This window comes from Streptosporangium sandarakinum (assembly GCF_050942225.1).
GTDB classification, from domain to species: Bacteria; Actinomycetota; Actinomycetes; order Streptosporangiales; family Streptosporangiaceae; genus Streptosporangium; species Streptosporangium nondiastaticum.
The window spans coordinates 41,446-62,999 of sequence record NZ_CP192034.1; the positions used below are offsets into that span (position 1 = coordinate 41,446).

Here is a 21,554-nt window from a genome sequence, read left to right on the forward strand (position 1 = left end):
CCTCCCTCGGGGTCCTCGCCCCGGTCGCGGGTGTCGCGACGGCCGGAGTCTCCTGGCTCCCGGATCGACGCTCACCCCGGCCTTCCCTGTGACAGTGGCCTGCGGTGGGGTTCGCTCCCCGGTGACAGTGGCGGGACCGCGCCGGACTCACACCGGCTTCCTCCTGACCTTCGCCTCCGGCAAGCCTATGACAGGGAGATCAACCATGACCATCCGTGAATTTCCCCCGGACGGCCGCACCGCGCGGACGCGCCCGGACGCGTGTCCGGGGACGATCCAGGTGCACCAGGCCGCCGACGGCCCGCTGGCCCGGGTGCGCACGCCGGGCGGCATCCTCACCGCGCCGCAGCTGCGGGAGCTGGCCGGCTGCGCCCGCGACCTCGGTTCCGGGGTGATCGAGCTGACCTCGCGCGCCAACGTGCAGGTCCGCGGCCTGCGGGACCCCGCCGCCTTCGCCGCGCGGATCTCGGAGGCCGGGCTGCGGCCGTCGGTCACGCACGAGCGGGTGCGCAACATCGTCGCCGCGCCGTCGGTGGACGGGGCGCTCGTGGCCGAGCTGGACCGGTCGCTGTGCGCCCGGCCCGAACTGGCCGGGCTGCCCGGCCGGTTCCTGTTCGCGCTGGGCGACACCGGGCTGGCCGCCGACGTGGCCTCCGTCGGCGGCCGGCTGCTCCTGGCCGGGCACGAGGTGGACGGTGTGCCGGGCACGGTCGACGGCCTGCTGGCGGCGGCGGTCGCCTTCCTGCGGCTGCGGACCGACGAGTGGCGCGTCTCCGAGCTGGCGGACGGCCCGGCGAGGATCGCCGCCGAGCTGGGCGGGACACCGGGCGCGTACCGGCCGCCCCGTCCTCCGGAACGGCCCGCCGGGCTGGTGGAGGCGCTGGTGCCGCTGGGCCGCCTCACCCCCGGCCAGGCCCTGGCGCTCGCCGGCCTCGCCGGGCGGGCCCCCGGCTCCCACGGCTCTCCCGGCTCCGAGGTACGGCTGTCGCCGCGCCGTACCGTCCTCGTGGCGGACCGCCCCGGTGCCGGAGACGCGCTGGAGGCGGCCGGGCTCGTCACCGACCCGGACTCCCCTGGGCGGGCGTGACCGCCTGCGCGGGGCGGCCCGGATGCGCCAGGGCCCTGGCCGACGTGCGGGCCGATGCCGCGCGCTGGGTGCCCCGGCGCCACACCGGACTGCCCGTGCACTGGGCGGGCTGCGAGCGGCAGTGCGGACTGCCGGCCGGCCGGGTCGTGCGGATGGTGGCCACCGCGGACGGATACGAGGAAAGGCATCAGTGACCGATTACATACGCGACGGCGCCGAGATCTACCGGCTGTCGTTCGCCACGATCCGCGCGGAGAGCGACCTGGGCGGCCTGCCGCCCGAGGTAGCCCGGGTGGCGGTACGGATGATCCACGCCTGCGGCATGACCGACCTGGTGCGGGACCTGGCCTGGTCGCCCGGGGCGGTCGTCCGGGCCGAGCGGGCGCTGCGCGCGGGCGCGCCCGTGCTCTGCGACGCCATGATGGTCGCCTCCGGCGTGACGCGCCGCCGTCTCCCGGCGGACAACGAGGTCCTCTGCACGCTCGGCGACCCGCGTGTGCCGGAGCTGGCCGAACGCCTGGGCACCACGCGCAGCGCCGCCGCCCTGGAGCTGTGGCGGGACCGGCTGGAGGGCTCGGTGGTCGCGATCGGCAACGCGCCCACGGCGCTGTTCCGCCTGCTGGAGCTGGTCGCCGAAGGCGCCGGGCGTCCGGCGGCGGTCCTGGGGATCCCGGTCGGTTTCGTCGGCGCGGCCGAGTCCAAGCAGGCCCTGGCGGACAGCGATCTCGAATACCTGGTGGTGCACGGCCGCCGCGGCGGCAGTGCGATGACGGCGGCGGCGATCAACGCCATCGCGAGCGAAGTGGAGTGAGACACATGTCGGGACGCCTGTACGGCGTCGGCCTCGGGCCCGGCGACCCCGAACTGGTCACCGTCAAGACCGCCCGGCTGATCGGCGAGGCGGACGTGGTCGCCTACCACGCCGCGCGGCACGGGCGCAGCATCGCCCGGTCCATCGCCCTGCCGTACATGAGGGAGGGGCAGGTCGAGGAGCTGTTGCAGTACCCGGTGACCACGGAGACCACCGACCACCCGGGTGGCTACCAGGGGGCGCTCGACGACTTCTACGCCGGGTGCGCGGCCCGGCTCGCCGCGCACCTCGACGCGGGACGGACCGTGGTGGTGCTGAGCGAGGGCGACCCGCTCTTCTACGGCTCCTACATGCACATGCACAAGCGGCTGGCGCACCGCTACCCGACCGAGGTGGTGCCGGGCGTCACCTCGGTCAGCGCCGCGTCGGCGGTGCTCGGCCGCCCGCTCGTGGAACGCGACGAGGTGCTGACCGTGCTGCCCGGCACGCTGCCTGGCGAGGCGCTGGCCGAACGGCTGCGCGGCACGGACTCGGCGGCCGTCATGAAGCTGGGACGCTCCTTCGCCAAGGTTCGCGACGCCTTCGCCGAGGCCGGACGGCTCGACGACGCCTGGTACGTCGAGCGGGCCACGATGGGCGGCGAGCGGGTCGCGCCGTTGAAGGACGTGGACCCCGAGGGCGTGCCGTACTTCTCCCTGGCGCTGCTGAGCAGCCCGGCGGAGCGCGCCTTCGTGCCGGAATCCGTGTCGGAACCCGTGCCGGAACCGGCCCCCGCCGCCGCGGCCGGGGAGGTCGTCGTGGTCGGGCTCGGCCCGGCCGGGCGGCCCTGGCTCACGCCGGAGGCCCAGGACGCCCTGGCGACCGCCACCGACCTGGTCGGGTACGGGCCCTACGTGGACCGGGTCGAGCCGAACCCGCGCCAGCGGCGACACCGCACCGACAACCGGGTGGAGGCGGAGCGGGCCAGGCACGCCCTGGAGCTGGCCGGTGAGGGGCGGCGCGTCGCGGTGGTCTCCTCGGGTGACCCGGGGGTGTTCGCCATGGCCAGCGCGGTCCTGGAAGCCGCGGCCGACTTCCCGGACGTGCCGGTGCGGGTGGTGCCGGGACTGACGGCCGCCCAGGTGGTCGCGGCCAGGGCGGGCGCGCCGCTCGGGCACGACCACTGCGTGATCTCGCTGTCCGACATCCTCAAGCCGTGGGAGGTGGTCGCCGAGCGCCTGTCCGCCGCCGCGCGGGCCGACCTGGTGCTGGCGATCTACAACCCGGCCTCGCGCAGCCGTACGTGGCAGCTTCCCGCCGCCCGCGACCTGCTGCTGGAGCACCGTGGCCCGGACACCCCGGTGGTGATCGGCCGCGCCGTCGGCGGTCCCGACGAGAGCGTCACCGTCACCTCGCTCGGCGAGCTGGATCCGGCCGCGGTGGACATGCGCTGCCTGCTCATCGTCGGCTCCTCCACCACCCGGGTCACCGGCGCGGGCGTGGTCTACACGCCGCGCCGCTACCCCTGAGCCCGGCCCGCGGCCACACGCCGCGCCGCCGCCCGCTGGCCCGGCCCGCGCCCCGCTACCCCTGGGCCCAGTCCGCGGCCTCGGCCACGGTGCCGACGCAGAGCCGGCCCGGCGGTGGCGGCGGCCGGTCCACCATGATCACCCGGAGTCCGGCCCGCCGCGCGGCGACGAGCTTCGCGGTGGTCATGGAGCCGCCGCTGTCCTTGGTGACGAGGACGCCGAGCCGGTGGTCGCGGATGAGGGCCAGCTCGCCCTCCACCGTGTACGGTCCGCGGCTGAGGATCACGTGGACGTTGGCCGGGACCGGCGGCTCCGGCGGGTCCACGGATCTGGCCAGGAACCAGGCGTCGGATGAATGAGCGAAAACCGGCAGGCTGCGGCGGCCGGTGGTGAGGAACACCCGGTCGCCCGCGCCGATCGACTCTGCGGCCTCCCGCAGCGTGGGCACCCGCCGCCAGGCGTCCCCCGGCTCCTCGCGCCAGCCGGGCCGCCGCAGGATCAGCAGGGGAACACCCGTGCGGGCGGCGGCCTCCACCGCCGACGCGGTCATCCTGGCCGCGAAGGGGTGGGTGGCGTCCACCACCGCGTCGATCCGCTCGGCGCGCAGCCAGGCCGCCAGCCCGTCGGGGCCGCCGAAGCCGCCCTCGCGGACCTCCCCGACGGGCAGGCGCGGGTCGGTGACCCGGCCGGCCAGCGACGAGACGACGCGCACGCCGCGCTCCGTCAGCTCGCCGGCCAGGGCACGGGCCTCCGCGGTGCCGCCGAGGATCAGGACGCGCCGCACGCGCGGTCCCGCTCGGCGCTGTAGAGGTGGCTGCCCGGGAACTGGCTCGCCGTGAGCGCCCGGCCCACGACGATCACCGCGGTGCGCCTGATCCCCGCCTCCCTCACCTGCTCCGCGATGCCGGACAGCGTGCCGCGCAGGATGACCTCGTCCTCGCGGCCGGCGTAGGCGACCACGGCGACCGGACAGTCCCCGCCGTAGTTCGGCAGCAGTTCCGCCACGACGGCTTCGACGCGCTGGACGGCCAGGTGCAGCACCATCGTGGCGCGGCTGGCGCCCAGCGTCGCCAGGTCCTCGCCCGGCGGCATCGGGGTGGCCCTGGCCGAGGTCCTGGTGAGGATGACCGTCTGGGCGACCCCCGGCACGGTCAGCTCCCGCCTCAGGGAGGCGGCCGCCGCGGCGAAGGCGGGCACGCCGGGCACCACCTCGTACGGCACGCCGAGCTCGTCGAGCCTGCGCATCTGCTCGGCCATCGCGCTGAAGATCGACGTGTCGCCCGAGTGCAGCCGGGCCACGTCCCGGCCGCAGGCGAGCTCCTCGACGATCTGGTCGAGGGTGAGGTCGGCGCTGTCGACGAGCCGGGCTCCGGGCGGGCAGGCGTCGAGCAGCTCGCGCGGCACCAGGGAGCCCGCGTACACGCAGACCGGGGCCTTCTGGAGGATGCGCAGCCCCCGTACGGTGATCAGGTCGGCCGCGCCGGGGCCGGCGCCGATGAAGTACACGGTCATGGGGTGTCCTTCCTGACGGACCAGACGGTGACGGGCATCGCCGCGCGCCAGCCGGTGAAGCCCCCGACGGGCGAGGCGCGCTGTACGGCCAGGCGCACGAGGTCACCGCCGAGCCTGCCGTACCAGCCCGCCACGACCGCCTCGGACTCCAGCGTGACGGCGTTGGCCACCAGCCGGCCGCCCGGCGCGAGTGCCGTCCAGCACGCCTCGACGAGACCGGGCACGGTGACGCCGCCGCCGACGAAGACCGCGTCGGGACGGGGCAGCCCGTCCAGCGCGGCGGGCGCCCCGCCCTCGACCACCCGCAGGGCGGGCACACCGAGGGCGTCGGCGTTGCGCCGGACGCGGGCGGCCCGCTCGGGACGGCTCTCCACGGCGACCGCCCGGCAGGACGGGTGCGCGCGCATCCACTCGATCGCGATGCTGCCCGCGCCGGCGCCCACGTCCCACAGCAGCTCGCCGGGGAAGGGCGCGAGCCGCGACAGGCTCACCGCGCGGACCTCGCGCTTGGTCAGCTGGCCGTCGTGTTCGAAGGCGTCGTCCGGCAGGCCCGGCACCCGGGCGAACGGCCGCGAGCCGGGCGCGGCCACGCAGTCGACCGCGATCACCTGCAGGCCGCTCTCGACGCCCACCGCCTCCGTCGGCGCGCCCAGGTCGGACAGGACGACGACCCGGCTCGGGCCGTACCCGGCCTCGTCCAGCGTGTCGCCGACGACGCCGGCGGTGCCGCCCAGCACCAGGACGCGGCGGCCGGGCTGCAGGGCGGCGCGGAGGGCGGCGGACGGGCGGCCGACGAGGCTGACGACCTCGACGCTCTCCACCGGCCAGCCCAGCCGGGCGCAGGCCAGCGACACCGACGACACGTGCGGGAGCACCCGGACCCGCTCGGCCCCGACCAGCCGGACCAGCGTGGAGCCGATCCCGTGGAACATCGGGTCGCCGCTGGCCAGCACGCACACCGCCCGGTCCGGCAGCGAGTCCAGCAGGCCGGGGAGGTTCGGCAGCAGCGGCGACGGCAGCGGGACGCGCTCCGCGCCCGTCTCGGGCACCAGGGCCAGCTGGCGGGCGCTGCCGACCACGACATCGGCCGCCTCCACGGCGCGGCGCGAGGCGGGGACCAGCCCGTCCCAGCCGTCGGCGCCGATGCCCACGACGGTGATCACACGTCGCCCGGTGCGCGCGTGGTCCGGGTCCCCGGTGCCGTCCGGGCCGCGGCCGACCAGGTTCACATGTCTCCTTGAGGCTGATAGCAGGAAATATCGTACAAGTCGCCGCGTGGCAGACTGTGGGCCGTGAAGCGGCTACTGATCATCGGCATCGGCGCGGGCGACCCCGACCATCTCACCATCCAGGCCGCCAAGGCCATCGCCGCCACCGACGTGTTCTTCGTCATCGGCAAGGGCGAGGAGAAGGACGACCTGGTACGGCTGCGCAGGGACCTCATCGAGGAGCACGGCCGCCCGCCGTACCGGATCGTCGAGGGCCGCGACCCCGAGAGGGACCGGACCGCGGACGCCTACGCCGAGGCCGTCGAGGACTGGCGCGCCCGGCGGGCCGCGCTGTACGAGCGGATGATCGACGACTCCCTGGCCGACGGCGAGACCGGCGCCTTCCTCGTCTGGGGCGACCCCGGCGTCTACGACAGCACCCTGGCCATCCTGGAGCGGCTGCCCTTCCCCTTCGAGGTCGTCCCCGGCATCAGCGCCGTCTCCGCCCTGACCGCCCGCCACCGCACCACCCTCACCAGCGTCGCCAGGCCCGTGCACATCACCACCGGCCGCCGCCTCGCCGAGGAGGGGCCGACCGCGGACGACATGGTCGTCATGCTCGACGCCCGCTGCGCCTTCTCGGGCCTGGACGACTTCCACATCTACTGGGGCGCCTACCTCGGAACCGACGACGAGATCCTGGTGGAGGGACCGGTGGGAGAGGTCGGCGACCAGATCCGCGAGCTGCGGGCCGAGGCGCGGGCCCGGAAGGGCTGGATCATGGACACGTACCTGCTGCGCCGCCGCGTCTGACAGACGCGGCCCGGACCCCCACGCCGCCGCCCCCCGCCCGGTGTCCCGGGCGCGGCGCGGGCGGCGGTCAGGGGTGGAAGCGGTAGCCCATGCCCGGTTCGGTGATCAGGTGGACGGGACGCGCCGGGTCCCTCTCCAGCTTGCGGCGGAGCTGGGCCAGGTACTGGCGCAGGTAGTTCGTCTCCCTGACGTAGTTCTCGCCCCAGACCTCGGCCAGCAACTGCCGCTGGCTGACCAGCTTGCCGGGGTTGCGCACCAGGATCTCCAGCAGGTGCCACTCGGTGGGCGTCAGCCGCGTCCCGCCGGAGACGGTCTTGCCGCTCAGGTCGACCACGTGGTCGCCGATCCGGACGCTGGCCGGCTCGGCCTCCCGTACGGCGGAGCGGCGCGAGACCGCCCGGACGCGGGCGAGGAGCTCGTCGATGCCGAAGGGCTTGGTGACGTAGTCGTCGGCCCCGGCGTCCAGCGCGTCGATCTTGTCCTGGCTGCCGGCGCGGCCGGACAGCACGATGATCGGGATGCTGGTCCAGCCGCGCAGGCCGCAGATGACGTCCACGCCGTCGATGTCGGGCAGGCCGAGATCGAGGATGACCAGGTCGGGGTGCCAGTCGGCGGCCTGCCGCAGCGCCGAGCCGCCGTCGGCGGCGACCGCGACCTCGTAGTGACGGGCGACGAGGTTGATCCGCAGGGCCCGCAGGAGCTGGGGCTCGTCGTCGACGACGAGGATCCGGGTCATGACGGCGCCCGCACGGCCTGCGCCCGCGAGGAGACGGGCATTCTCAGGATCATGGTCAGGCCTCCCCCCGGTGTCTCCTCAGGCGTGAGGGTACCTCCCATGGCCTCGGTCAGGCCGCGGGACAGCGCGAGCCCCAGCCCGACGCCGGTGTGGTTGTCGCGGTCGCCGAGACGCTGGAACGGCATGAAGACCCGCTCGTACGCCTCCGGCGGGATGCCGGGGCCGCGGTCGACGACGCGGATCTCGACGTGGTCGTCGTGCAGGCCGGCGGTGATCAGCGTCTTCTCGCCGGGCGGGTTGTAGCGGACGGCGTTGGCCATCAGGTTGACCAGCACCCGTTCCAGCAGGGCCGGGTCGGCGACGATCTCGGGGAGCTCCACCGGGATGTCGCCCTCGACGCCGTCGCGGAGCGGGCCGAGGTCGTCGACCGCCCGGGGCACGATCTCCTCCAGTCCGACGGGCCGCAGCGTCAGGCCGAGGACCCCGGCCTGCAGACGGCTCATGTCGAGGAGGTTCGCGACGAGCCGGTCCAGCCTGATCAGGGACTCGTCGGCGGTGGCCAGCAGTTCCTCCCGGTCCTCGGGCGACCAGTCGATCTCGGTGTTGCGCAGGCTCTCGACCGCGGCCCTGGCAGAGGCGAGGGGGCTGCGCAGGTCGTGGCTGACCGCGGCGAGCAGCGCGGTGCGCATCCGGTCGGCCTCGGCCAGCGGCCTGGCCCGCTCGGCCTCCTCGCGGAGCCGTTCCTGGCGCAGCGCCACGGCCGTCTCGGCGGCGAACGCCTCCAGCACGCGGCGGTCGGCCGCCTGGAGCAGCCTGCCGGAGGCGACGAGGGAGAGGTCGTCGTCGATGACCACGTCGGTGTCGGCGACGGCCGGGCACGTGCAGGGCGGGCCGCCCGTGGTGGCGACGATCCGCCACGCCTCCGGGTCACCCTGGTCGTCGGGCACCTGCCGCGCCTCGGGCCGCCGTTCGAGCAGCGTCACCGACTCCAGGCCGAAGGTCTCCCGGATGCGCGCCAGCAGCGACGGCACGGCGGCCTCGCCGCGCAGGACGTGCCCGGCCATCGTCGCCAGGATCTCGGCCTCCGCCCCGGCCCGCGCGGCCTCCCTGGTACGGCGGGCCGCGAGGTCGACGATGGCGCTCACCGCCGCCGCGACCAGGACGAAGACGATCAGGGCGAAGAGGTTCTCCAGGGCGTGGATCGTCAGGGTGTGGACCGGCGGGGTGAAGAAGTAGTTCAGCAGCAGCGAGCCCAGCACCGCCGCCGTGATGGCCGGCCACATGCCGCCGACGAGCGCGACACCGACGACCGCCGTCAGGAACAGCAGGATCTCGCTGGGCAGCGCCAGCCGGTCCCGGAACGGGACGAGCACCGCGGTGAGCGCCGGCATGCCGGCGATCGTGATCGCCCAGCCGATCAGCCGGCGCGTCCGGGTCAGCGCGCCGTCCGACCGCGCCCTGCCGCGACGGCCCTTCTTCACCTCGGCGTGGGGGATCATGTGGACGTCGATGGAGCCGGACCGCGCGGTGGTCTCCACGCCCACCCCGCGGGAGAGGATCTGCGCGAACCGGCCGCGGCGGGAGGCGCCGAGCACCAGCTGGGTGGCGTTGACGCCGCGGGCGAAGTCGAGCAGCGCCCGGGGCACGTCGTCGCCGACGACCTGGTGGTAGGTGCCGCCGAGGTCCTCCACCAGCGTGCGCTGGCGGGCCAGGCCGGCCGGGTCCGCGCCGGTCAGGCCGTCGCCGCGGACCACGTGGAGGGCCAGCAGGTCGGCGCCCTTGGTGCGCGCGGCGACCCGGGCGGCCCGCCGGATGAGGGTCTCGCCCTCCGGGCCGCCGGTCAGCGCGACGACGACCCGCTCGCGCGCCTCCCAGGTGCCCTCGATGCCGTGCTCGGCGCGGTAGCGGTCGAGCTGCTCGTCCACCTTCCCCGCCACCCACAGCAGCGCCAGCTCGCGCAGCGCGGTGAGGTTGCCGACCCGGAAGTAGTTCGCCAGGGCGGCGTCCACCTTCTCCGGGGCGTAGACGTTGCCGTGCGCCATCCGGCGGCGCAGCGCCTCGGGCGCCATGTCGACCAGCTCCACCTGGTCGGCCCGCCGTACCACCTCGTCCGGGACGGTCTCGCGCTGCGGGACGCCGGTGATCGCCTGGACGACGTCGTTGACCGACTCCAGGTGCTGGACGTTCACGGTGGAGACCACGTCGATGCCGGCGTCGAGGATCTCCTCGATGTCCTGCCAGCGCTTGGCGTTCCGCGATCCCGGCACGTTGGCGTGGGCCAGCTCGTCGACCAGCGCGATCCTCGGACGACGGGCGATGACCGCGTCGGTGTCGAGTTCGGTGAAGCGGGTCCCCCGGTGGAACAGGACTTTGCGGGGGACCACCTCCAGGTCGTCGAGCAGCTCGGCGGTGCGGGGACGGTCGTGGGTCTCCACCAGGCCCACGACCACGTCCTGCCCGCGTTCCCGCCTGCGCCGGCCCTCGGCGAGCATCGCGTACGTCTTCCCGACGCCGGGAGCGGCGCCCAGGTAGATCCGCAACCGCCCGCGTGGCACGTCGATCACCGCTCCTCGTCGAGGGCCAGGTTGAGCCGGAGCACGTTCACCGCCGGTTCGCCCATGAAGCCCAGCGCGCGTCCCGTGGTGTACTCGTCGATGAGTGTCTTCACCCTATCCACGGGGATGCCGCGCTCCCTGGCGACCCGGGGCGCCTGCAGCTCGGCGTAGGCCACCGAGATGTGCGGGTCGAGGCCCGAGCCGCTCGCGGTGACCGCGTCCGCGGGTACGGCGGGCGCCCCGGCCCCGCCCCGCACCGGGACGGTCCGGCCGGCCGAGTAGTCCTCGCCGGGCCTGCCGCACTCCACCCTGACACCACGGTAGACGGCGGCGAACGGCGTGGCGGGGCAGGCCTGGTTGACGCTGACCGCCCGGGTGGGCGTGCCGACGGCCGGGAAGACCTTGAGCACCGCGCCGACGCCGTCGGCCGTGCAGTACGGCCGGGCGCCGCTGACGCCCTCCAGCTCGCCGACCGCCTTCGACCGGACGCAGACCTGGGTGAGCAGCGACCGCCGCCCCTCGTCGGGATGACCTTCGGCGTCCTTGGCGCCGGGCACCGGCAGGGTGTCCACGACGTCCTCGGGCCCGAGGTTGCTCGCCCCGGAGGCCAGCGGGTCGTAGCCGCCGGCCGACGGGCGGCTCTGGAAGTACTTCCTGACCGGGACGCCCTCGGCGTCGGTGAAGCTCTGACCGATGGCGGCGCTGCCGACGGCCCGGCCGTTCCGTTCGACCAGTGACCCGTTGGCCCTGTCGTTGAACAGGACCTGGGCGACGCCGGTCACCGCGAGCGGGTAGGCGAGGCCCAGAAGGACGGTCAGGACGGCGACCGCCCGGACGGCGGCGAGGTGCTGGCGGATCCAGCCTGGCATGCGTTCCATTTAAGACATCCCCGGAAGGAACTGGATGAGGAGATCAATGATCTTGATTCCGATGAACGGGGCGACGATGCCGCCCAGGCCGTAGACGTAGAGGTTGCGGGAGAGCAGCTTCGACGCGCTGGACGGCCGGTACCGCACGCCCCGCAGGGCCAGCGGGATCAGCGCCACGATCACGATCGCGTTGAAGACGACCGCGGACAGGATCGCCGACTGCGGACTCGCCAGACGCATGACGTTGAGCGCGTCCAGGCCCGGGTACACCGCGGCGAACATCGCGGGGATGATCGCGAAGTACTTGGCGATGTCGTTGGCGATCGAGAAGGTGGTCAGCGCGCCCCGGGTGATGAGGAGCTGCTTGCCGATCTCGACGATCTCGATGAGCTTGGTCGGGTTGGAGTCGAGGTCGACCATGTTGCCGGCCTCCTTGGCGGCCGACGTGCCGGTGTTCATGGCCACGCCGACGTCCGCCTGGGCGAGCGCGGGGGCGTCGTTGGTGCCGTCACCGGTCATGGCGACCAGCCGGCCGCCCTCCTGCTCCTTCTTGATCAGGGCGAGCTTGTCCTCGGGGGTCGCCTCGGCCAGGAAGTCGTCGACCCCGGCCTCGTCGGCGATCGCCCTGGCGGTCAGCGGGTTGTCGCCGGTGATCATGACGGTGCGGATGCCCATCCGGCGCATCTCGTCGAACCGCTCCCGCATGCCCTGCTTGACGACGTCCTTGAGGTGGACGACGCCGAGCACGTGGTCCCTGTCGGCCACCACCAGCGGGGTGCCGCCCGAGCCGGAGATGCCGTCCACGATGTGGCCGACCTCGTCCGTCGGGTGGCCGCCGTTGTCGCGGACCCACTTCATCACGGCGGTCGCGGCGCCCTTGCGGATCTCCCGGCCGTCGAGGTCCACGCCCGACATGCGGGTCTGCGCGGTGAACGGCACCCACTTGGCGTTGACCAGCTCACCCGGCCCGCGCTCGCGCAGGCCGTACGCGTCCTTGGCGTAGACCACGATCGAACGGCCCTCGGGGGTCTCGTCGGCGAGGCTGGACAGCTGCGCCGCCTCGGCCAGCGCCTCCTCGGTCACGCCCGTCACCGGGACGAACTCCGCCGCCTGGCGGTTTCCCAGCGTGATCGTTCCGGTCTTGTCCAGCAGCAGCGTGCCGACGTCGCCCGCGGCCTCGACCGCGCGGCCCGACATGGCCAGCACGTTGCGCTGGACCAGCCGATCCATGCCGGCGATGCCGATGGCCGACAGCAGCGCGCCGATCGTCGTCGGGATGAGGCAGACCAGCAGTGAGACGAGTACGACGCCGGTGACGCCGTCACCGGTCAGCGCGAGAGAGTCGGGCACGCCCGGGTTGACGTTCTTGGAGTGGATCGCGAACGGCTGCATGGTGACGGTGGCGACCAGGAAGATGATCGTCAGCGCGGCCAGCAGGATGTTGAGCGCGATCTCGTTCGGCGTCTTCTGCCGGTCGGCGCCCTCGACCAGGGCGATCATCCGGTCGATGAAGCTCTCGCCGGGCTTCTGGGTGATCCGCACGATGATCTTGTCGGAGAGCACCTTGGTGCCGCCGGTCACCGCGGAGCGGTCGCCGCCGGACTCCCGGATGACGGGCGCGGACTCGCCGGTGATGGCCGACTCGTCCACCGAGGCGATGCCCTCGACGACGTCGCCGTCACCGGGGATGACCTCCCCGGCCTCGACGACGACGAAGTCGCCCTGCTTCAGCTCCGGGGCGCCGACGACGTCCCACTCGGCGGAGTCGCGGCTCCTGAGCCGGCGGGCGGTCGTGTCGCGCTTGGCCGCGCGCAGCGTCGCCGCCTGGGCCTTGCCCCGGCCCTCGGCGACCGCCTCGGCCAGGTTGGCGAAGATCACGGTCAGCCAGAGCCACACCGTGATGGCCCAGGCGAAGAACGACGGGTCCAGGATCGCCAGGACGGTGGTGAGCGCCGCGCCGATCTCCACGATCAGCATGACGGGGTTGCGCCAGAGGGTGGCGGGGTTCAGTTTGACCAGCGCGCCGGGCAGCGAGACGAGAAGCTGCCGGGGATCGAGCAGCCCGCCGCCGACCCTGCCGCTCCGTTCGGGGGCCGCACCGCGGCCCGGTGCGGGGACCTGGGTGGTCATGAGGAGAGTCCTTCTGCGATCGGCCCGAGCGCCAGGGCGGGGAGGAAGGTCAGGGCGACGAGGATGATCGTCACGCCGACGACCATGCCGACGAACTGCGGCCGGTGTGTGGGCAGGGTGCCCGCCGACTCGGGGACCGGGGTCTGCCGGGCCAGCGACCCGGCCAGTCCGAGCACGAAGATGATGGGCAGGAACCGGCCGAACAGCATGCACAGGCCGAGCGTCACGTCGTACCAGGGGGTGTTGACGGTGAGACCGGCGAAGGCCGAGCCGTTGTTGTTCGACGCGCTGGTGAAGGCGTAGAGGACCTCGGAGAGGCCGTGCGGGCCGCCGTTCAGCATGCCCGCCAGGCCCGCCTCGTTGCCCATGGCCAGCGCGGTGCCGACCAGGACGAGGATCGGCGTGACCAGGAAGTACATCGAGGCCAGCTTGATCTCGCGGGAGCCGATCTTCTTGCCGAGGTACTCGGGCGTGCGGCCCACCATCAGCCCGGCCACGAAGACCGTGATCACGGCCAGCACGAGCATGCCGTACAGGCCCGAGCCCACGCCGCCCGGCGCGACCTCGCCCAGCATCATGTTGAACATCGTCATCATGCCGCCGAACGGGGTGTAGGAGTCGTGGAAGGAGTCCACGGCGCCGGTGCTGGTCAGGGTGGTGGAGGCGGCGAAGGTGGCCGAGCCGGCGACGCCGAACCGGACCTCCTTGCCCTCCATCGCCGCGCCGACGGCCTGCGGGACGGTCGCGCCGCCGCCCAGCTCGAAGATGTTGGTCAGCGTGACGCTGACCAGGGCGATCGTCGCCATGACGGCGAGGATCGCGTAGCCCTGGCGGACCTGGCCGACCATCTTGCCGAAGGTGCGGGGGAGCGAGAACGGGATGACCAGGATCAGGAAGATCTCGAACCAGTTCGTCCAGCCCGTGCCGTTCTCGAAGGGGTGGGCGGAGTTGGCGTTGTAGAAGCCGCCGCCGTTGGTGCCCAGCTCCTTGATGACCTCCTGGCCGGCCACCGGGCCGCCGGTGACGCTCTGTGTGCCGCCGGTCAGGGTGGTCAGCTCGTGCGGGGCGGCGAGGTTCTGCACCAGGCCGCCGGCCACCAGGACCAGCGCGCCGACGAACGCGATCGGCAGCAGGACGCGGACGGTGCCGCGCACCAGGTCCACCCAGAAGTTGCCGATGGTGTCGCTGTTCCGGCGGGCGAACCCGCGGACCAGGGCGATCGCCACGGCCATGCCGACCGCGGCGGAGACGAAGTTCTGCACGGCCAGGCCCGCCATCTGGACCAGGTGGCCCATGGTGGACTCGCCTGAGTACGCCTGCCAGTTGGTGTTGGTGACGAAGCTGACCGCGGTGTTCCACGCGATGTGGTCGGTCACCGGGGGGAGGCCGAGGGAGAGCCAGAGCCTGTCCTGCAGGCGCTGCAGGCCGTACAGGACCAGGAGCGAGACGGCCGAGAAGGCCAGCAGGCTGCGCGCGTAGGCGCTCCAGCGCTGCTCGGTGCCGGGGCGGACGCCGAGCAGCCGGTAGACCAGGCGCTCGGGCGGGGTGTGCCGGTCGCCGGTGTACACCCGGTACATGTGGTCGCCGAAAGGCTTGTGCACCAGGGCCAGCGCCAGGACGAGGGACGCGATGAACAGGGCCGCCATGTCAGAAACGCTCCGGGAAGAGCAGGGCGGCGACCATGAGGATCACCAGCACGACGGCGACCGCCAGACCGGTGGCGTTGATCGCGCTCACAGGCGCTCCACCGCCCTGACGACGAGCCCGAGGATCACGAACAACGCGATCGTCAGGGCGACGAAGACGATGTCGGCCATCTTCACTCCCGAGGGATTCGTTCGGTTGCTTCCGGCCGCCTGGACGGCGGCCATAGAACAAGGAAATCGCGGCTTTTGTGGGTTTTTAGGGCTCTTGACGGGTTCCATACGTCGCCTGCCGCGATATTGACGCGATCCGTACATTCGCCCCGGCACGGGCGGTGGGGGTGGCGCGGGCGGTGGAGGCGACGGGGGATGGTGGCCGGGTGGCGGCCTCGCCGTAGGCTTGCTCCGGTTCCAAGGATCGGGGGGTTCGGGATGTCGCGGGTTCCGGTGCCCCGCCTGGCGCGGGTGATCGCCGGCGTGGTGTTCGCCGGCTTCGCGGCCGTCTACGTCCTCGCGGGGTCACCGCTCGCCGCCGTGGCCTTCGGGCTCCAGCTCGTCCACGTGTCGCCCGGCCTGCGGCGGTTCAGGCGGCCGTGGCTGCCGGCCGCACAGGCGCTGGTCTGCTACACGGCCGTGCTCGGCTTCGGCACCTCCGTCGGGATCCTGGGTTTCGTCGGCGGGTCCCTGCTGCTGACCCGCGCCTGGCCGCTGGCCGTGCCGGTGGCGGTCAGCGCCGCCGTCATCGGCCCGGCGGACTCGGTGATCAGCATGGTGCTCGTCTCGCTGGTGATCTACGGCCTCACCCGGCTCGCCGAGCGGGTGGAGGAGGTGCACGCCGCCCGTCTGGCCCTGACGATGGCGGCGGCGGCCGAGGAGCGGCTGCGCATCGCCGCCGAACTGAACGACGGCATCGGCCGGGGGCTCGCCGGGATCGCCGGGGGCGTCCGGCTCGCCCTCGACCGGCCGGAGAACGCCGGCGAGGTGCTCGGCGAGGTCGTCGGCGCCGCCCGCCGCTCGCTGGCCGACGCCAGGGCCGCCGCCGCCGGCTACCGCGCCACGTCCCTGACGCCCGAGGTGACGACGGCCCGGGCGATGCTGGCGGCGGCGGGCGCCGAGGTGGAGGTGCGCGCCGGACACACCGAGCCGCTCGGCCCGGCCGGCGCGCTGCTCGCGACCGTGCTGCGCGAGGTCGTGGTCGGGGCGGTACGGCAGAACACGGTCAGGAAGTGCCTGATCGAGACCGTCGCGGCACACGGGACGATACGGCTGCGCGTCGTCCACGACGGCGCCCGCACGGCCGACGACGAGGGCCTCGCCGAGTCGGCCCGGCAGGCCGCGCTGGCGGGTGGCGGCCTGTCGACGGACCTGACGGCCGAGGGGTGGCTGACCGTCGAGACCGTGCTGCCCGCGCCGGCCGCGGACCAGGGGCCGTCCGTGTCCGCCGAGGACCCGCGCGCCTACCGGCTGTCCGTCGCGCTGCTGGTCGCCGTGCTGCTCGGGTTTTCGGCCAAGGCGCTGCTGGCCGTCCCCGCGCACCTGGCCGCGCCGGCCGCCGCCTGCCTCGCGGTGATCGTCGTCATGCAGGTCCGTTCGGTCACCGGGCGGCACATGGCCGCGCTCGCGGTGATGGCGCTGCTGGCCTTCGCGCCGATCCTGGTGTTCGGCAGGGCGTGGCTGGGCGTGCCCGGGTTCCTCGCCGGCCCGGTCCTGCTCGCGTTCCCGGCGGCGGTGGCCTGGCCGCTGGCCGGGTGCGTGATGGCGGGCACGGCGGTCGCCGCGGTGCTGCTCGGCCTGCCGGTCCCGGTGACGGTCAACTTCACGGTGAGCACGCTGGTGACCGGGCTGGTGATGTACGGGCTGGTCAGGCTCGCCCAACTGGTCAGGGAACTGCGGGAGGCCAGGCAGGGGCTGGCCCGCTCGGCCGTGGTCGAGGAGCGCCTGCGCGCCGCCCGCGACCTGCACGACCTCCTCGGCTCCAGCCTGGCCGCGATCCTGCTCAGGTGCGAGCTGGCCAGGCGGCTGGACCCGGAGCGGGCCCGCGCGGAGCTGACGGAGGTCCTGGCGATGACCGGGAAGGCCGAGGCGGACCTGCGGGTCGTCTCCGGCGGGCGCGCGGCGGTGTCGCTGGCGGACGAGGCGGAGACGGCGCGGTCGGTGCTGGCCGCCGCGGGAGTCCGTGCCGAGGTCTCCCTCGCGCACGGCGCGCTTCCCGGCGAGGTGGACGCCGCGCTGGGCACGGTGCTGCGAGAGGCGGTGACCAACGTGCTGCGGCACAGCGCGGCCCGGCACTGCGTGATCACGACGACGGCGGAGGAGGGCGGCGTACGGCTCGGCGTGCGCAACGACGGCGCGGGCACGGGTGGCGCGCGCGGCGATGGAGCGGCTGCGGGTGGCGTGCGCGGTGACGGTGCGGTCGGGGCCGGGGTCCGGCCGGGCTCGGCCGGCCTCGGCAACCTCACCACCCGCCTGGCGGTCCTCGGCGGGCGACTCGGCACGGCCCGGGACGGCGACCGTTTCGAGCTGACGGCCTGGGCACCGGTCCCCCGGGACACGGTGGCCATCGCGCCGTCCGTCGTCCCGGCCGGTGACGACCGCGCCGGGCGTGCACCGTACTGACCGGGGACCGGGGACCGGGGACCGGGGACCGAGGTCCGAGGGCCGGTTCCGATTCCGGTTCCAGGTCCGGTGGACGGCGGGCGGCAGGCGGCGGACGGGTCAGATCCAGCCGGCCTCGGAGGCGATGCGGACGGCGTCGGTGCGGTTGCGGGCGTTGAGCTTGGCCACGATGGCGGTCAGGTAGTTGCGCACCGTTCCGGCACCGAGGAAGAGCCGGGCCGCGATCTCGGCCGCGTCGGCGCCGCTCGCCGCCAGCCGCAGCACGTCGGCCTCCCGGGGGGTCAGCGGATTGTCGGCCAGGTTCCAGGCGGTGACCGCGAGCGAAGGGTCGAGCACCCGCTGCCCCGCCGCGACCGCGCGGATCCCGGCGACCAGGTCCTCCGGCGGCGCGGTCTTCAGCAGGAACCCGTCCACCTGGGCGCCGAGCGCGCGGCGCAGGTGGCCCGGCTTGCCGTGCGCGGTCAGCATGAGGGTGCGGCAGCCCGGCAGCCTCTCACGCAGTTCGGCGGCGGCGGCCAGGCCGTCGCGTGCGCCGGGCATGTCGATGTCGAGCACCGCGACATCCGGGCGGTGGACCAGGGCCGCGGAGAGGGCCGCGTCGCCCGAGTCGACGGCGGCCACGATCTCCAGGTCCGGTTCGAGGCCGAGCAGTGCGGCCAGGGCGCCCCTGATGACGTGCTGGTCCTCGGCGAGAAGCACACGGATCACAGGGATATGTCTATCAGTGTCCGGATCATGATGAGGTCATGACCGATCGGTGAGCACCTCCGTGGTCCGCGCCGCACCCCGCCGCCAGGGTTGAGGACATGACGGACGTGGTGCGGCTGGACGCGGTGAGCAAGGTGTACGGGAAGGGGCAGGGCGCGGTCGCGGCCCTGCGCGAGGTGTCGGTGGGGATCCCGCGCGGGAGTTTCACCGCGGTGATGGGACCTTCGGGGTCGGGCAAGAGCACGTTCCTGCACTGCGCGGCGGGACTGGACGTGCCGTCCTCGGGTTCGGTACGGCTCGGCGGCACCGAGCTGTCCGGGATGGACGAGACGGCCCTGACCGAGCTGCGCAGGCGGCGGGTCGGCTTCGTGTTCCAGGCGTTCAACCTGATCCCGGCGCTCACCGTGGAGGAGAACATCACGCTGCCGCTGCGGCTGGCCGGGACGCGGGCGGACCGGGCTTGGCTGGACGAGGTCGTCTCCCGGGTGGGTCTGCGGGGGCGGACCGGCCACCGGCCCGCCCAGCTGTCCGGCGGCCAGCAGCAGCGGGTCGCCATCGCCCGTGCGCTGGTCACCCGGCCCGAGGTGGTGTTCGGCGACGAGCCGACCGGGGCGCTGGACACGATGACCGCCCGGGACGTGCTGACGCTGCTGCGGGAGATCGTGGACGGCACGGGGCAGACGGTGGTGATGGTCACCCATGACCCGGTGGCCGCCTCCTACGCCGACGCGGTGCTCTTCCTGGCGGACGGCCGGATCGTGGACTCCATGGCGGCCCCCACCTCCGAGAAGGTGGCCGAGCGGATGACCCGGCTGGGAGCGTGGGTGTGATGATCTCTCTGGCGATGAGGACGATCCGGCACCGCGGGGCCGCCTTCGCGGGCGCGTTCGTCGCCCTGCTCTGCGCCGCCGCGCTGGTCTGCGCCTGCGGCATGCTGCTGGAGACGGGGCTGCGCGGGAGCGTCGCCCCGGAGCGCTACGCGGGCACCCCGGTGGTCGTCACCGGTGACCGGTTCGCCCGCGAGACGATCCGCAAGTCGGCGGAGAAGACCAAGACCAAGACCAAGGCCAAGCCGCTGGCCGAGCGGGCGTGGGTTCCGGTGTCCCTGGCCGAACGGCTGCGCCGCCTCCCCGGCGTCTCGCGGGTGGTCACCGAGGTGACGTTCCCCCTCTACGTCGCCGGCCGCCCCTTCGAGGGGCACGGCTGGGAGTCGGCGGCGCTGACCCCGTTCACCCTGAGCGCGGGCCGCGCGCCGCGGGCGGACGGAGAGGTGGCCGTGGAGGCCGGGGCGGGCCTGCGGCCCGGCGCGCGTGTGCCGGTGCGGACGCCGGCCGGTGACCGGACCTATCTGGTGACCGGCGTCACCGCTCAGGACCTGCCCGGCCGGGAGACGCTGTTCCTCTCTCCCGCCGAGGCCCGCCGCCTGGCCGGCCGGCCGGGCATGGTCAGCGCCGTCGGCGTCTTCCCGGCGGTGGACGTGTCCGCGGCGCTGCGCGAGGCCGCCGCGGCCCCTGGCGGCGTCCCGGCGCTCGCCGCCACCGGGGACGAGCGCGGCGCCGTGGAGTTCCCGGACGCCGAGCAGGCGAGGGTGCGGCTGATCAGCCTCGGCGGCGCGCTCGGCGGCACCTCGCTGCTGGTGGCGATCCTCGTCGTCGTCGGCACGTCCGCGCTGTCCGTCCAGCAGCGCCAGCGGGAGATCGCCCTGCTGCGGGCCGTCGCGGCCACTCCCCGCCAGGTGCGGAAGATGCTGGGCGGCGAGGCGCTGCTGGTCGGCGCGGTGGCCGGGTTGATCGGTGCGGCGGCCGGCATCGGCCTGGGGTTCTGGCTGCGCTCCCGGTTCGTCGCACTGGGCGCGATGCCGCCGAACCTGCGGCTGGTCGTCAGCCCGTTCCCGGTGTTCGCGGCGCTCGCGGCGACCGTGGCGGCCGCGTGGGCGGCGTCCCGGCTCTCGGCCCGCCGCGCCGTACGGATCCGCCCGGTGGAGGCGCTGGGCGAGGTGGCGCTGCCGGCCGCGTTGCTGCCGACGGGCAGGCTGGTCGCCGGGCTGCTGTGCGCCGGGGGCGGCCTCGCGCTGACGCTGGTGCTGTCGTCCCTGTCGACCGAGGCGGCGGCGAGCCCGGTCACCATGCTCACCGCGCTGGTGTGGACGGTCGCCGTGGCGCTGCTCGGCCCGCTGGTCGCGCGGGCGGCGGCCACCCTGCTCGGGGCGCCGCTGCGGGCCTTCCGGGCGAGCGGACACCTGGCCGCGGCCAACCTGCGGGCCGGCGCGCCGCGCCTGGCCTCGATCATCGCGCCGCTCAGCCTGATGGTGGCGATGACCTGCACGATCCTGTTCACGCAGACCACCGTGGAGGACGCCGCCCGGCGGGAGGCGGCGGCCGGCACCGTGGCCGGACACGTCCTCGGCCCGCACCTGCCCTCCGGGGCGGCGGCGACCCTGCGCGGCCTCCCGGGCGTCGAGGCGGTCACCGAGGTGCTGCACACCTCGGTGCGGGTGGGCCTGGAGAAGTACGGCGCGCAGGGCGTCACCGGCGAGGGCCTCGGCAGGACCCTCGACCTGGGCGTGGTCGCCGGTCGGCTGGACGGCCTCGACGAGGACGCGGTCGCGGTCAGCCGTACGGCGGCCGAACGGCTCGGCGTCCGGGTGGGCGGGAGGCTCCGTCTGACGCTCGGCGACGGAACCCCGGCCGACCTGCGCGTCACCGCGGTCTACCACCGCGGGCTGGGGTTCGGTGACCTCACGCTCTCCCACGCGCTGGTGGCCCGGCACGTGGACGACCCGCTCGGCACCGCGCTGGTCTCGGCGCCCTCCCTGACCCGGGCGGACCTCGCGCGGGCCGTTCCCGGCACCGGCGTGGCGGAGACGGCCGGAGCCGCCTGGGCCGGCCCGGCGAACGCCGAGGTGAACTACGTCGCGATGGGCCTGATCATCGCGTTCACCGCGATCGCCGTGGTCAACACCCTGGCCATGTCCACCTCGGCGAGGTCACGCGAACTGGCGCTGCTGCGCCTGGTCGGTACGACACGGCGGCAGGCGCGCCGGATGCTCGGGCTGGAGACCCTGGTCGCGCTCGCGGTCGCGGTGGCACTGGGGACGGGCATCGCGTTGGTGACGCTCACGGCGTTCAGCAAGGGCATGACGGGGTCGGCGGCGCCGTACGTCCCGCCGCTCGGCTACCTCGCGGTGGTCGGCGCCGCCGTCCTGCTCGCCCTTGCGGCCACCGCGCTGCCGGCCCGCGTCGTCCTGGGCCGGCACCCGGCGGAGGCGGTCGGCGCGCGGGAGTAGGCGCGGGAGCAGGGACGGGAGCCCGGGACCCGGAGCCCGGACGGGCTCCGGCCTCCGGTCTCCGGCGGTGGA

19 protein-coding genes and 1 riboswitch are annotated in these 21,554 nt (G+C 74.4%); of the genes, 8 read left to right on the forward strand and 11 right to left on the reverse strand.

Translation table 11 applies throughout. From position 1 onward, the window contains the following. Window positions 1–23: 23 nt before the first annotated feature. Window positions 24–223: riboswitch (cobalamin riboswitch) on the reverse strand. From ACQP10_RS00170 to ACQP10_RS00185, 4 genes are all read left to right on the forward strand, one after another. Next, a complete protein-coding gene (locus ACQP10_RS00170; RefSeq protein ID WP_433540631.1) occupies window positions 206–1,087 on the forward strand; it encodes a hypothetical protein in 882 nt (293 codons plus the stop codon). Its footprint overlaps the riboswitch before it by 18 nt. Continuing rightward, entirely contained in the window at window positions 1,084–1,281 is a 198-nt protein-coding gene (locus tag ACQP10_RS00175; protein WP_433540632.1) for a hypothetical protein, read from the forward strand. Before ACQP10_RS00170 ends, ACQP10_RS00175 begins: the two co-directional genes overlap by 4 nt. Then, window positions 1,278–1,898: a precorrin-8X methylmutase gene (locus ACQP10_RS00180; RefSeq protein ID WP_346018281.1), complete on the forward strand. Its 621-nt coding sequence runs from the start codon at window positions 1,278–1,280 to the stop codon at window positions 1,896–1,898. Before ACQP10_RS00175 ends, ACQP10_RS00180 begins: the two co-directional genes overlap by 4 nt. 5 nt (window positions 1,899–1,903) lie before the next feature. Further along, window positions 1,904–3,406, forward strand: coding sequence for a precorrin-2 C(20)-methyltransferase (locus ACQP10_RS00185; RefSeq protein WP_433540633.1), 1,503 nt, complete (start codon window positions 1,904–1,906; stop codon window positions 3,404–3,406). A gap of 55 nt (window positions 3,407–3,461) precedes the next feature. Here the strand turns inward: ACQP10_RS00185 and ACQP10_RS00190 are convergent, their stop codons facing one another. The 3 genes from ACQP10_RS00190 to cbiE are packed head-to-tail and all read right to left on the reverse strand — an operon-like array spanning window position 3,462 to window position 6,081. Continuing rightward, entirely contained in the window at window positions 3,462–4,190 is a 729-nt protein-coding gene (locus tag ACQP10_RS00190) for a cobalt-precorrin-6A reductase (RefSeq protein WP_389992694.1), read from the reverse strand. Then, window positions 4,175–4,918 (reverse strand): precorrin-4 C(11)-methyltransferase, encoded by a 744-nt coding sequence (gene cobM, locus ACQP10_RS00195; RefSeq protein WP_346018278.1) that lies wholly within the window; start codon window positions 4,916–4,918, stop codon window positions 4,175–4,177. Before cobM ends, ACQP10_RS00190 begins: the two co-directional genes overlap by 16 nt. Next, complete coding sequence (gene cbiE / locus ACQP10_RS00200) at window positions 4,915–6,081, reverse strand: precorrin-6y C5,15-methyltransferase (decarboxylating) subunit CbiE (RefSeq protein ID WP_433541862.1); 1,167 nt, start codon at window positions 6,079–6,081, stop codon at window positions 4,915–4,917. Before cbiE ends, cobM begins: the two co-directional genes overlap by 4 nt. A 129-nt stretch (window positions 6,082–6,210) precedes the next feature. Here cbiE and cobF point away from each other — a divergent pair, with 129 nt between their 5' ends. After that, on the forward strand, window positions 6,211–6,939 hold the full coding sequence (gene cobF, locus ACQP10_RS00205; RefSeq protein ID WP_433540634.1) for a precorrin-6A synthase (deacetylating): 729 nt from the start codon (window positions 6,211–6,213) through the stop codon (window positions 6,937–6,939). 67 nt (window positions 6,940–7,006) lie between these two features. On the opposite strand, the gene ACQP10_RS00210 is transcribed toward cobF, so the two are convergent. The 7 genes from ACQP10_RS00210 to ACQP10_RS00240 are packed head-to-tail and all read right to left on the reverse strand — an operon-like array spanning window position 7,007 to window position 15,100. After that, complete coding sequence (locus tag ACQP10_RS00210; RefSeq protein ID WP_189250811.1) at window positions 7,007–7,675, reverse strand: response regulator; 669 nt, start codon at window positions 7,673–7,675, stop codon at window positions 7,007–7,009. Next, window positions 7,672–10,230: a DUF4118 domain-containing protein gene (locus ACQP10_RS00215; protein ID WP_433541863.1), complete on the reverse strand. Its 2,559-nt coding sequence runs from the start codon at window positions 10,228–10,230 to the stop codon at window positions 7,672–7,674. The genes ACQP10_RS00210 and ACQP10_RS00215 overlap by 4 nt, the downstream gene beginning before the upstream one ends. A gap of 5 nt (window positions 10,231–10,235) precedes the next feature. Next, entirely contained in the window at window positions 10,236–11,108 is an 873-nt protein-coding gene (locus ACQP10_RS00220) for a potassium-transporting ATPase subunit C (RefSeq protein ID WP_433540635.1), read from the reverse strand. Next, entirely contained in the window at window positions 11,109–13,229 is a 2,121-nt protein-coding gene (gene kdpB / locus ACQP10_RS00225) for a potassium-transporting ATPase subunit KdpB (protein WP_433540636.1), read from the reverse strand. After that, window positions 13,226–14,875 carry a potassium-transporting ATPase subunit KdpA gene (gene kdpA / locus ACQP10_RS00230; RefSeq protein ID WP_433540637.1) on the reverse strand — a complete coding sequence of 550 codons (1,650 nt, stop codon included), beginning with the start codon at window positions 14,873–14,875 and terminating at the stop codon, window positions 13,226–13,228. Before kdpA ends, kdpB begins: the two co-directional genes overlap by 4 nt. A 1-nt stretch (window position 14,876) precedes the next feature. Continuing rightward, window positions 14,877–14,966, reverse strand: coding sequence for a potassium-transporting ATPase subunit F (locus ACQP10_RS00235; RefSeq protein ID WP_346018272.1), 90 nt, complete (start codon window positions 14,964–14,966; stop codon window positions 14,877–14,879). Next, window positions 14,963–15,100 (reverse strand): hypothetical protein, encoded by a 138-nt coding sequence (locus ACQP10_RS00240; protein ID WP_346018271.1) that lies wholly within the window; start codon window positions 15,098–15,100, stop codon window positions 14,963–14,965. Before ACQP10_RS00240 ends, ACQP10_RS00235 begins: the two co-directional genes overlap by 4 nt. A 204-nt stretch (window positions 15,101–15,304) precedes the next feature. Between ACQP10_RS00240 and ACQP10_RS00245 the strand changes: the two genes are divergently transcribed. Then, complete coding sequence (locus ACQP10_RS00245; protein WP_433540638.1) at window positions 15,305–17,488, forward strand: histidine kinase; 2,184 nt, start codon at window positions 15,305–15,307, stop codon at window positions 17,486–17,488. Between the two features lie 99 nt (window positions 17,489–17,587). Here the strand turns inward: ACQP10_RS00245 and ACQP10_RS00250 are convergent, their stop codons facing one another. After that, entirely contained in the window at window positions 17,588–18,196 is a 609-nt protein-coding gene (locus tag ACQP10_RS00250; protein ID WP_179821497.1) for a response regulator transcription factor, read from the reverse strand. A gap of 98 nt (window positions 18,197–18,294) precedes the next feature. Here ACQP10_RS00250 and ACQP10_RS00255 point away from each other — a divergent pair, with 98 nt between their 5' ends. Together ACQP10_RS00255 and ACQP10_RS00260 are read left to right on the forward strand one after the other, a co-directional pair. Continuing rightward, window positions 18,295–19,026: an ABC transporter ATP-binding protein gene (locus tag ACQP10_RS00255; protein ID WP_179821495.1), complete on the forward strand. Its 732-nt coding sequence runs from the start codon at window positions 18,295–18,297 to the stop codon at window positions 19,024–19,026. Further along, window positions 19,026–21,482: an FtsX-like permease family protein gene (locus ACQP10_RS00260; RefSeq protein ID WP_433540639.1), complete on the forward strand. Its 2,457-nt coding sequence runs from the start codon at window positions 19,026–19,028 to the stop codon at window positions 21,480–21,482. Before ACQP10_RS00255 ends, ACQP10_RS00260 begins: the two co-directional genes overlap by 1 nt. The last annotated feature ends 72 nt before the right edge of the window (window positions 21,483–21,554 follow it).